This is a genomic window from Falsiroseomonas oryziterrae, from assembly GCF_021864505.1.
In the GTDB taxonomy this organism is placed as follows: domain Bacteria; phylum Pseudomonadota; class Alphaproteobacteria; order Acetobacterales; family Acetobacteraceae; genus Falsiroseomonas; species Falsiroseomonas oryziterrae.
Map to the genome: position 1 here is coordinate 1 of NZ_JAKJIB010000114.1, position 10,986 is coordinate 10,986.

8 protein-coding genes are annotated in these 10,986 nt (G+C 73.3%); 6 read left to right on the forward strand and 2 right to left on the reverse strand.

The genetic code is table 11. From position 1 onward, the window contains the following. Nucleotides 1-1,272 (forward strand): aspartate-alanine antiporter-like transporter (locus L2I40_RS11275; RefSeq protein ID WP_237215054.1); only part of this gene is annotated, 1,272 nt, incomplete at its 5' end. Between the two features lie 13 nt (nucleotides 1,273-1,285). Next, nucleotides 1,286-2,305 (forward strand): 2-hydroxyacid dehydrogenase, encoded by a 1,020-nt coding sequence (locus L2I40_RS11280; protein WP_237215055.1) that lies wholly within the window; start codon nucleotides 1,286-1,288, stop codon nucleotides 2,303-2,305. A gap of 3 nt (nucleotides 2,306-2,308) precedes the next feature. Here L2I40_RS11280 and L2I40_RS11285 read toward each other — a convergent pair whose 3' ends face one another. Both L2I40_RS11285 and L2I40_RS11290 read right to left on the reverse strand, forming a co-directional pair. Further along, on the reverse strand, nucleotides 2,309-2,998 hold the full coding sequence (locus L2I40_RS11285) for a TVP38/TMEM64 family protein (RefSeq protein WP_237215056.1): 690 nt from the start codon (nucleotides 2,996-2,998) through the stop codon (nucleotides 2,309-2,311). Between the two features lie 6 nt (nucleotides 2,999-3,004). Next, on the reverse strand, nucleotides 3,005-3,898 hold the full coding sequence (locus tag L2I40_RS11290) for a glycosyltransferase family 2 protein (protein WP_272910956.1): 894 nt from the start codon (nucleotides 3,896-3,898) through the stop codon (nucleotides 3,005-3,007). 61 nt (nucleotides 3,899-3,959) lie between these two features. On the opposite strand from L2I40_RS11290, the gene L2I40_RS11295 reads away from it, so the two are divergent. The 4 genes from L2I40_RS11295 to L2I40_RS11310 all read left to right on the forward strand — a co-directional run bounded on the left by L2I40_RS11295 (nucleotide 3,960) and on the right by L2I40_RS11310 (nucleotide 10,916). Further along, nucleotides 3,960-5,039 carry a COX15/CtaA family protein gene (locus L2I40_RS11295; protein WP_237215057.1) on the forward strand — a complete coding sequence of 360 codons (1,080 nt, stop codon included), beginning with the start codon at nucleotides 3,960-3,962 and terminating at the stop codon, nucleotides 5,037-5,039. Beyond that, complete coding sequence (locus L2I40_RS11300; protein WP_237215058.1) at nucleotides 5,036-8,035, forward strand: PAS-domain containing protein; 3,000 nt, start codon at nucleotides 5,036-5,038, stop codon at nucleotides 8,033-8,035. The genes L2I40_RS11295 and L2I40_RS11300 overlap by 4 nt, the downstream gene beginning before the upstream one ends. Nucleotides 8,036-8,059: 24 nt before the next feature. Continuing rightward, a complete protein-coding gene (gene tldD / locus L2I40_RS11305; protein ID WP_308116423.1) occupies nucleotides 8,060-9,490 on the forward strand; it encodes a metalloprotease TldD in 1,431 nt (476 codons plus the stop codon). 130 nt (nucleotides 9,491-9,620) lie between these two features. Then, nucleotides 9,621-10,916 carry an ABC transporter substrate-binding protein gene (locus tag L2I40_RS11310; protein WP_237215059.1) on the forward strand — a complete coding sequence of 432 codons (1,296 nt, stop codon included), beginning with the start codon at nucleotides 9,621-9,623 and terminating at the stop codon, nucleotides 10,914-10,916. Nucleotides 10,917-10,986 lie beyond the last annotated feature (70 nt).

A 10,986-nucleotide genomic window follows, 5' to 3' on the forward strand; every position in this document is an offset into this window, starting at 1 on the left:
GTCGCCTCCCTCGTCGTCGCGCAGGCTGTCGGCGGGCTGCTCGGCCTGCCGGAGGCGGTCTCGGCGGGCATGTTCGCCGGCGCCGGCACCAGCACCTCGGCCCTGCAGGCCGCGATCAGCGCCGCCGGCGGCGGGCCGGAGCCGACGCTCGGCTACGGCGTCGCCTACCCCATCGGCGTGCTCGGGCCGATCCTGATGATGAGCTTCATGTTCCGAATGGTGCGGCCGGAGATCCCGGCCGCGCCGCCGTCGCTCCGCTACGCCGAGGTGACGCTCGCCGCCGACGCGCCGGCGCGCCGCGCCGCCGAGATCGAGGCGACGCTGCCGCCGGGCGTCGAGGTGCTCGGCCTGCGGCGCGACCACCAGAACGAGCTGGTGGACCCCGGCGCGGTGCTGCGCGGCGGCGATGCGATGCTGCTGCTCGGCCCGCCCGCCGCCGTGGACCAGGCCGTCGCGGCGCTCGGCAGCGAGGAAGCCGGGCGGATGGGCAAGGATCGCGAGGAGCTCGACGTCGTCCGCGTGATCGTCTCGAAGCCCGCCTTCCGCGGCCGGACGCTCGCGACCATGCCGATGCCGGACTTCCCGATCCGGGTGGGCCATGTGCGGCGCGGCGACGCGGTGCTGATGCCCGGGCCCGACCTTGTCCTCGAATATGGCGACGTGCTGCACGTGCTGGCCGGATCCGGCCGCCGCGCAGAGGTGGTCGCGCATTTCGGCGACAGCGTGAAGGGCAATGCGGAGCTGTCCTTCGTCTCCATCGGCATCGGCATGGCGCTCGGCCTCCTGCTCGGCATGGTCGCGATCCCGCTGCCCGGCGGGGGGAGCTTCAGCCTCGGCGTCGCCGGCGGGCCGCTGGTCGTGGCGCTGTTCCTCGGCTGGCGGGGGAGCACCTTCGGCATCGGCTGGCGCATGCCCGTCGCCGCCAACCTGGTGCTGCGCAACTTCGGCCTTTCGATCTTCCTCGGCCAGGTGGCGATCGCCTCCGGCAGACCCTTCGTCGAGACCGTGGCGAGCCAGGGCCCCGCCATCCTGGTCGCGGCGATGATCGTGGTGCTGACGCTCGTCGCGACCGTGCTGGCGATCGGCCATTACGTGCTGCGCATCCGCTTCGACGATCTGCTGGGCGTCTGCGCCGGCGCGACCGGCAACCCGGCGATCCTGGCGGGCGCCAGCCGGATGATCGGCAGCGACAGGCCGGACATCGGCTACGCCATCGTCTTCCCGACCATGACCATCGCGAAGATCGTCGCGGTGCAGCTCGCCCTCGGGTAATCCAGGAGCATCCATGCGCATCGCGATGTTCAGCACCAAGCCCTATGACCGCCGCAGCTTCGAGGCGGCGAGCCAGGGCGCGCGGGACCTCCTCTTCCTGGAGCCGCGCCTGACGGTGGAGACGGCGGTGCTTGCCGCCGGCGCGCCGGCGGTCTGCCTCTTCGTCAACGACGACGCCTCAGCCCCCGTGCTGCGCGCACTGCACGCCGGTGGCACGCGGCTGGTGCTGCTGCGCTGCGCCGGCTTCAACAACGTGGACCTGCATGAGGCGGCGCGGCTCGGCATCACGGTCGCCCGCGTGCCGGCCTATTCGCCGCATGCGGTGGCGGAGTTCACCGTCGGGCTCATGCTGTCGCTGGTGCGCGGCATCCACCGTGCCTACCAGCGCACGCGCGACGGCAATTTCGCGCTCGAGGGCCTGCTCGGCTTCGACCTGCACGGCAAGACGGCGGGCGTGGTCGGGACGGGCAAGATCGGCGCGCTGGTGGCCCGCGCGCTGGCCGCCGGCTTCGGCTGCCGCGTCCTCGCCTACGACGTCCATCGCGATGCGGCGCTTGAGGCGCTCGGCGTGCGCTACGTGGATCTTCCGACGATCGCGCGCGAATCCGACATCATCACGCTGCACTGCCCGCTGACGCCGGAGACGCGGCACATGGTGCGCGCGGAGACGCTCGCGCGCGCGAAGCGAGGCCTGGTGCTGGTCAACACGAGCCGCGGCGGTCTGGTGGATGCGGAAGCCGCGATCGAGGCGCTGAAGTCCGGCCAGCTCGGCGGCCTCGCGCTCGACGTCTACGAGCAGGAGGCGGACCTGTTCTTCGAGGATCTTTCGAACGAGATCCTGACCGACGATGTCATCGCGCGGCTGCTCACCTTCCCGAACGTGCTGGTCACCGGCCACCAGGCCTTCTTCACCGCCGAGGCGCTGCAGGCGATCGCGGAGACCACGCTGGGCAACGCCGCGAAGGTCGAGGCGGGCCAGCCGCTCGGCGCGGCGGAGGTCACGCTCGCCGCGACGGCGCCGCGCCCCGCCTGAGGGCTACGCGCCCTCCTCCATCGCACGCGCCGCGCGGTGCCGCCGCCACAGCCAGGCGCCGAGGCCGAAGGAGACCAGCAGCAGCGCTGCGCCGAGGCCGAGCTGCCACGCGCCCTCCACCCGGATCCCCTTGCCGAGCAGCGCGAAGACCACGGTCTGAGGCAGGTAGCCGAGCGCGGAGCCGGCCAGGAACGGCAACACCCGCAGCGCCGCCATCCCGGCCAGCAGGTTGAGCGCCAGGTTGTTGCCCACAGGCAGCAGGCGCAGCGCCAGCGTCGCCTGGAACGGGCTGCCGGCCAGCACGTCGCGCAGCGGGCGCAGCCGATGGCCGAAGCGCCCGGCCAGCCGCCGTTCCGCCCAGTCGCGCCCGAGCAGCCGCGCCCAGCCATAGGCGCCGATGCAGCCCAGCAGCTGCGCCGCGAGCCCGACCGCGATGCCGAGCACCGCGCCATAGGCGTAGCCGGCCAGGAAGGCGATGGATTGCCGCGGCAGGCCGGCGGCGGTCAGCGCCGCGCCGACCAGCACGAAGATCACCTCGCCGCGGATCCCGTCGTCGCGGATATAGGCGTCCACCCAGTCGGTGCCGGGCACGCCGCCCAGTTCGCGCAGCAGCGCCCCGGCGGCGACGAGGCCGCCGGCCAGGACAACCAGCTTCGCCAGGGGCCGCCAGCGGCCGGCGACGGGCTCCGCCATGGCGGCTCAGCCGCGCGGCAGCAGCCGCTCGGCGACCGGTCGCTTCCAGCGCCGCTTCAGCCAGATCACGCCGAGCAGGTCGTAGATGCTCACCGCCAGCCGGTCGAGCGTGCCGTAGTTGGAGGCGCCGCGCGTGCGCGGGCGGTGGTTGACCGGCTCGCTCACCACCCGCCCGCCGAGGCGCAGGGTCAGCGCCGGCAGGTAGCGGTGCATGTGGTCGAAGCGCGGCAGGTCGAGGAACATCGCGCGCGGGAAGACCTTCAGCCCGCAGCCGGTGTCGGGCGTGGCGTCGCCCAGCAGCCGGGCGCGGATCGCATTGGCGATGCGGCTCGTCACCCGCTTCACGCCGCTGTCCTTGCGGGTGACGCGGTGTCCGGCGACCAGCACCGGGCCGGCCGCGGCCTCGGCACGGGCGCGCGACCAGAGGCGGGGGATGTCGGCCGGGTCGTTCTGCCCGTCGCCGTCCAGCGTCGCGATCCAAGGTGCGCGCGCCGCCAGCACCCCGCTGATCACCGCCGCCGACTGGCCGCAGGACCGGGCGTGGCGCAGCGCCACCACGGGGAAGCGCGACGCAGCCTCGAGCAGGCGTTCGCCGGTGTCGTCGGAGGAGCCGTCGTCGACGCAGACGACCTCATAGGGCGTGCCGTCGAGCGCGGCGGCGATCTCGGTCACCAGGGGCAGCACGTTCGGCCCCTCGTTCCGCATCGGGATCACCACGGAGAGCAGTGGCAGGTCTGCGGCGGGACGGGTGTCCGGCGCCGGGTCGGCGATATGCGTAGCCGGCGCCGGGTCGGCGCCATGGTGCCGGTCCGGCCCCGGGGCAAGGTCGGGGGCCATGGGGGCGGGGTAGCAGGGGGGGGCGGGCCGGGCAAGCGCCGCGGCGCGCAGGGCCGGCGCCATGATGTCCCGCCATGCGGGACCTTAACGTGGCGACCCCGACGGGCATGCCTATTATAGGGCAATGCCGTTCGATGTCCGTCCCCTGACGCTCCCGGAAGCGGAGCGCCCTGCCCGCAAGGATGCCCGCGCCGTCGCCTGGTGGCTGCTCGGTGTCGCCGCTCTCGTCTGGATCATGGTGGCGATCGGCGGCGCCACGCGTCTCACCGGCTCCGGCCTCTCGATCATGGAATGGGCGCCGCTGTCCGGCGTGCTGCCCCCGATGTCGGAGGCGGAGTGGAACCGGCTCTACGAGCTCTACCGGACCATCCCGCAATACCAGCTGGTCAACCAGGGCTTCGGGCTGGAGGGCTTCAAGGAGATCTTCTGGCTCGAATGGATCCACCGGCAATGGGGCCGGCTGATCGGGCTGGCGTATCTCGCCGGCCTCGTCTGGTTCTGGGCCCGCGGCCGCATCCCGGCCGGCTACAAGCCGACGCTGCTCGGCCTGCTGGCGCTCGGCGGGCTGCAGGGCGCGATCGGCTGGTACATGGTGGCTTCCGGCTTCCAGGCGGGGCGCACCGAGGTCTCGCCCTATCGCCTCGTCATCCATCTCGGGCTGGCGCTGGTGATCTACGGCGCGCTGCTGTGGACCGCGCTCGGGCTGCTGCGCCCGGTGGCGGACGCGCCGGCGGAAGCGCGGCCGGTGCGCGCCATGGTGCGCGTCACCTTCTGGGTGGTGGCGGCCGCGATGCTGGCGGGCGGCTTCGTCGCCGGCATCCGCGCCGGCTTCAGCTACAACACCTTCCCGCTGATGGATGGTCGGGTGGTGCCGGACGGCTACATGGACCTCGTGCCGTGGTGGCGGAACCTGACGGCCAATGTCCCCGCCGTGCAGTTCAACCACCGCCTGCTTGCGACCCTCGCGGCGCTGGTCGCCGCCGGCGCGATCTGGGCGGCGTGGCGGCGGCTGCCCGACGGCTTCGCGCGGCGCGCGGTCTTCGCGCTCGGCGGCGCGGTCGCGCTGCAATACGCGCTCGGCGTCGCCACGCTGCTTTACGTCGTGCCGGTCGGGCTCGGCACGCTGCACCAGGCGACGGCCGTGCTGGTGCTGACCGCGGCGCTCGTCGCCCTGCATGCGCTGAGGCCGGCCGGCCGCACATGACCGAGGCGCCGATCCCGCTCCGCATCCTCGACGCGCTGCCGCAGGCGGTGAGCGCGGTGGATGCGGCGGGCCGGCTCGCCTATGCGAACCCCGCCTTCTGGCGCGACGCCGGCGTGCCGCCCGACGCCTGCCCGATGGGCAGCCCGCTGCGCGACCTGGTGCGCATGCTCGCCTATCGCGGGCTCTACGGCGCCGGCGATCCGGAAGCGCAGGTCGAGGCGGTGCTGGCGCTCGACCGCAGCCGGCCGATCCGCCGGCAGATCGGCCTGGCGGACGGCTCGCGCAGCTTCGAGACCGTCTCGGTGCCCCTTGAAGGCGGCGGCTTCGCGATGGCGGCGCACGAGGTCACCGCCCTGCTCCGCGCGCGGGAAGAGCAGGCGGCCCGCGCCCGGCTGCTGGAGGCGACGCTCGCGCGGCTGACGAACGGCGTCGCCCGATTCGATGCGGAGATGCGCATCGGCCTCTTCAACCCGGCCTATGAGGCGCTGATCGGGCTGCCGGGCGGTTCGCTGCGGGCGGGGCTGACGCATCGCGACGTGATCGCGATGCTCGATTCGCATGGCGAGTACAGCACCGGCGACGGGCCCGACGCGGTGGCCGCGGCGATGGAGCGCGGCCGCAGCGGCGCCTCGGTCCGCCAGCGGGAGCGACCCTCGGGGCAGGTGCTCCGCTTCGACAGCCAGCCGACGCCGGATGGCGGCGTGCTCCTCGAGGTTTCCGACATCACCGCGCTGAAGCGCGCCGACGACGAGGCGCGCCGCCGCGCCGCGCTGCTGGACGGAGTGCTGGACGCGCTGCCACACGGCGTCTGCCTCTACGGCCCGGACCGGCGCGTGCGCATGTACAACCGCGCCTATGCGCGGCTGTTCGAGGGCTCGCTCGTCGAGGTCGGCGAACGACTCGACGACGTCGTGCAGCGCCGGCTGGACAGCGGTGAGTACACGCCGGAAGCCGCGGCACAGGTGCTCAGCCGCTTCGAGCGCGGCGCCGGCCCGCTGCCGACCATGCGGCGCGCGCGGCCGAACGGCGTCGTGCTCGAGAACAACATGGCCTGGCTGCCGGATGGCGGCATCATCTCGGTCTTCACCGAAGTCACCGCTCTGCACCGCGCGGAGGAAGCGGCGCGCGAGCGGGCGGCGCTGCTGGATGCGGTGCTCGATGCGCTGCCGGACGGGGTCTGCGTCTACGGGCCGGACCGGCGCGCGCGGATCACCAACCCTGCCTATCGCCGCATCTTCGGCGAGGCGGCGGTGCGCATCGGCGAGAGCCTGGAGGAGGTCGCGGCGCGGCGCGTCGCCATGGGCGAGCAGTCGCCGCAGATGTCTCAGGCGCTGCTGGACCGGCACTTCGGGCCGCAGGAGGCAGCCGGCACGCCGATCCGCCGCGTCCGGCCGGACGGCACCGCCATCGTCACGCGCGCGGGCCGCCTGCCGGACGGCGGGCACATTGCGGTGATTTCCGACATCACGCCGCTGCACCGCGCCGAGGCCGAGTTGCAGCGCCGCGCCGCGATGCTGGAGGCGAGCTTCGGCGCGATGCGGCACGGCATCGCGGTGTTCGGCGCCGACCGGCGGCTGCTCGCCTTCAACCCGCGCACCCCCGATCTGCTCGGGCTGCCGGCGGAGGCGCTGCACGTCGGGCGCGTCTTCGACGAGTTGGTCGCCGAGCAGGTGCGCCTCGGCGTGCTGAGCAGCGAGTTCGGCGCCATCGCCGTGTCGCTCGACAAGACCCAGCCGCACCGCGCCACCCGCACGCATCCGGGCGGGCGCATGATCGAGGTGGTCAGCGACCCGACGCCCGATGGCGGCTTCGTCATCACCTTCACCGACGTCACCGCGCTGCACCGCGCCGAGGCCGAGCTGCGGCGCCGCGCCGCGATGCAGGCGGCGATGCTGGCGAACATCCGGCACGGCATCATCCTCTATGGCCCGGATCGCCGCGTGCTCGCGACCAACGCGAAGACATCCGAGCTGACCGGCATGACGCCCGAAGAGCTGACGCCGGGGCGGCTGATGGACGACCTGATCGACTGGCAGGTCGCGCGCGGCGAGATCGCGCCGGACAAGGCCGTCGAGATGAAGGCGCTCGATCGCGGCAAGCCGGTGCGCTACGGCCGCGCCAGGCCCGACGGGCGCGTGCTCGACGTGGTGTCGGAACCGACCGGCGACGGCGGCTATGTCATCACCTACAGCGACGTCACCGAGGACCGCGTCATCCGCGCCGAGCTCGAGCGGGCGCGCGCCGCGGCGGAGGCGGCATCCGAAGCGAAGTCCCGCTTCCTCGCGACGATGAGCCATGAGCTGCGGACGCCGCTCAACGCCGTCATCGGCTTCTCCGAGGCGATCGCGGCCGAGCGCGATCCGGACCGCGTCGCCGCCTATGCGGCGGAGGTCAACGAGGCCGGGCGGCACCTGCTGCAGCTGGTGGACGACATTCTCGACGTTGCGCGCAGTCAGACCGGCGCGCTCGAGGCCGCGCAGGAGCCCTTCGATCCGGCCGCGGTCGTGGCTGAGGCGGTCGAGGCCGCTTCGGCCCACGCGGCGGCATCGAGGCTGCAGCTCGCCGCCGTGCTGCCAACCGGCCTGCCATGGCTGCGCGGCGATGCCCACCGCCTCCGGCAGATCCTGGACAAGCTCCTGTCCAATGCCGTGAAGTTCACGCCGGCCGGCGGCTGCGTCACCGTGTCCGCCGCCGCGGCGCAAGGCCTCGAGATCCGCGTCGCCGACACGGGCATCGGCGTGCCGCACGCGGAGCGGGAGCGGATGTTCGAGCCCTTCACCCAGCTCGACAGCTCGCTGGCGCGGCGCTTCCAGGGCTCCGGCCTCGGCCTGCACCTCGCGCGGGCGCTGGCCTCCGCCCTCGGCGCGACGCTGTCGCTCGAGGATCCGGAGGGACCCGGCCTCGTTGCGGTCCTGCGCTTTCCGCCGGAGCGACTTGCGCCCGCCCCCGCCACGGTCCCATCTGCCAGGGCCAGCACCGCCGGGCTGCCGGCCTGACCGTCACCTGCCAAGGATCCGATCGTGACCGACGCGCTCGCCGCCACCGACACGCTGTTCTTCAAGGACCTCGACCGCGCCGCGGCCGAACGGCTGACGGCCGAGGCGACACGCGGCGCGGAGGATGGCGAGCTGTTCCTGGAGCATCGGGAAAGCGAGGCGATCAGCCTGGAGGACGGCCGCATCCGCAGCGCCTCCTTCGACGCGACACGCGGCTTCGGCCTGCGCAGCGTGGCCGGAGAGGCGGCGGGCTACGCGCACGCGGCCGAGTTGTCGGAAGCCGCGCTGGCCCGCGCGGCGGAGACGGTGAAGGCAGTTGCGGCGGGGCATTCCGGCACGCTCGACGTCGCGCCGCGCGCGACCAATGCGCGGCTCTATTCCGACCTCAACCCGCTGGCGGCGATGGACTTCCAGGCCAAGACCGCGCTGCTGCAGGAGATCGACACCTATGCGCGGGCGCGCGACCCGCGCGTGAAGCAGGTGATGGCGAGCATCGCGGGCGAATGGCAGGCGGTGCAGATCCTGCGCCCGGACGGGCGGCGCGTGGCGGATCTCCGCCCGCTGGTGCGCTTCAACGTCGCGGTGGTGGTGGAGGCGAATGGCCGGCGCGAGACCGGCAGCTTCGGCACCGGCGGGCGCTTCGCCTATAACCGCGTGCTGGGCGAAGCGAACTGGAAGGCGGCGGTGGACGAGGCGCTGCGCCAGGCGCTGGTGAACCTCGACAGCGTCGCGGCACCGGCCGGCGAGATGGAGGTGGTGCTCGGCCCCGGCTGGCCCGGCATCCTGCTGCACGAGGCGATCGGCCACGGCCTCGAGGGCGACTTCAACCGCAAGAAGACCTCGGCCTTCGCCGGCCTGCTCGGCCAGCGCATCGCCGCGCCGGGCGTGACGGTGGTGGATGACGGCACCATCCCCGACCGCCGCGGCTCCCTCACCGTGGACGACGAGGGCACGCCGTCCGGCCGCACCACGCTGATCGAGGACGGCATCCTCGTCGGCTTCATGCAGGACCGCCAGAATGCGCGGCTGATGGGCGTCGCGCCGACCGGCAACGGGCGGCGGCAGAGCTTCGCGCACATCCCGATGCCGCGCATGACGAACACGGTGATGATGGGCGGCGCGCACGCGCCGGAGGAGATCATCCGCAGCGTGAAGCGCGGGATCTATGCGAAGAACTTCGGCGGCGGCCAGGTGGACATCACCAGCGGCAAGTTCGTGTTCTCCGCCAGCGAGGCCTATCTGATCGAGGACGGGAAGCTCGGCGCGCCGGTGAAGGGGGCGACGCTGATCGGGAACGGGCCGGACGCGCTGACCAAGGTGGCGATGGTCGGCAACGACATGGACCTCGATCCAGGCATCGGCACCTGCGGCAAGCAGGGCCAGGGCGTGCCGGTCGGCGTCGGGCAGCCGACGCTGAAGATGACCGGCCTCACCATCGGCGGCACCGCGGTCTGATCGACGGTCACGACTTCGTGCCGGGCCCGACCGCCGCGCGCCCGTAGCGTTCTTCCGCCGTTGCCCGTGATCGCGCGGGCGCGCAGGGAAGGGGCGCGGGCGCATGCGGCTTGGGATGGTAGCGGGGGCGATGGCTGCGGCCGCGATTCTCGTCGCGGCAGCGCCGCCGCTCGCCGAGGCGCAGGCCACCATCGCGATCTCCTGCAGCTCTCTCGGCATCGAGGCGCAGCTGTGCCGCGAGGGCGCCGAGGACTGGGCGCGCCGCACCGGGAACCAGGTCCGCCTCGTCTCCACGCCGAACAGCGGCAGCGAGCGGCTCGCGCTCTACCAGCAGCTGCTCGCCGCGCGCTCCGCCGACATCGACGTGTTCCAGGTGGACGTCGTCTGGCCGGGCATCCTGGGGAGCCATCTGCGCGACCTCGGCCCGGACCTCGACACCGCCGGCCATTTCGAGGAAGTGGTGCGCAACAACACGGTGGACGGGCGGCTCGTCGCCATGCCGTGGTTCGCCAGCGCCGGCCTGCTCTACTACCGGCGCGACCTGCTCGAGGCGCATGGACGGCCGGTGCCGGAGACCTGGCGCGAGCTGACCGGCACGGCGACGACCGTGATGCAGGCCGCCCGCGCCGCGGCCGGCAACGATCGGATGTGGGGCCACGTCTTCCAGGGCCGCGCCTATGAGGGGCTGACCGTCAACGGGCTGGAATGGATCGCGAGCCACGGCGGCGGGCGCATCGTCGAGCCTGATGGCCGCATCTCCGTCAACAATCCGCGCGCCGTGGAGGCACTGACGCTCGCCCGTTCCTGGATCGAGCGCATCACCCCGCTTGGCGTGCTGAACTATGCCGAGGAGGAGGCGCGCGGCGTCTTCCAGTCCGGCAACGCCGTCTTCATGCGGAACTGGCCTTACGCCTGGCCGCTGCTGAATGCCGAGGACAGCCCGGTGCGTGGCAAGGTCGGCGTCGCGGTGCTGCCGCGCGGCGACGGCGAGGGCGGCGTGCATGCCGCGGGGCTCGGCGGCGAGCAGCTCGCCGTCTCGCGCTATACGCGGCGGGCCGAGCAGGCCGTGGACCTGGTGCGCCACCTGACGAGCCGCGCCGAGCAGAAGCGCCGCGCCATCGCCGGCGGCTTCACGCCGAGCATCACCGACCTCTACGAGGACGAGGAGATCCTCGCCGCGAACCCGTTCTTCCGCGACCTGCTGCAGATCTTCCGCAGCGCCGCCGCGCGTCCCTCGGGCGTCACCGGCCCGCACTACAACCGCGTCTCCACCGAATTCGCCAACGCGGTGCACGCCGTGCTCTCCGGCCAGATGGAGCCCGCCGCGGCGCTGGCAGCGGCATGGATAGCACCGGCAGCACGGCGCAGGATCGTGACCGCGCCTGGCAGGGCGGCGGCACGGCGGCGGATCCGAACCGCGGCATGACGGGCGGCACGACGACCGGTTCGGGTGCTGCGACCGGCGGCGCGGCGGGCGGCGGCGTGGGCACGGGCGT

Bases quoted from the DNA above. Each gene is read 5' to 3' on its own strand.
- L2I40_RS11280 (WP_237215055.1), top strand. From the start codon at position 1,286: ATGCGCATCGCGATGTTCAGCACCAAGCCCTATGACCGCCGCAGCTTC.
- L2I40_RS11285 (WP_237215056.1), bottom strand. From the start codon at position 2,998: ATGGCGGAGCCCGTCGCCGGCCGCTGGCGGCCCCTGGCGAAGCTGGTT.
- L2I40_RS11290 (WP_272910956.1), bottom strand. From the start codon at position 3,898: ATGGCGCCGGCCCTGCGCGCCGCGGCGCTTGCCCGGCCCGCCCCCCCC.
- L2I40_RS11295 (WP_237215057.1), top strand. From the start codon at position 3,960: ATGCCGTTCGATGTCCGTCCCCTGACGCTCCCGGAAGCGGAGCGCCCT.
- L2I40_RS11300 (WP_237215058.1), top strand. From the start codon at position 5,036: ATGACCGAGGCGCCGATCCCGCTCCGCATCCTCGACGCGCTGCCGCAG.
- L2I40_RS11310 (WP_237215059.1), top strand. From the start codon at position 9,621: ATGGCTGCGGCCGCGATTCTCGTCGCGGCAGCGCCGCCGCTCGCCGAG.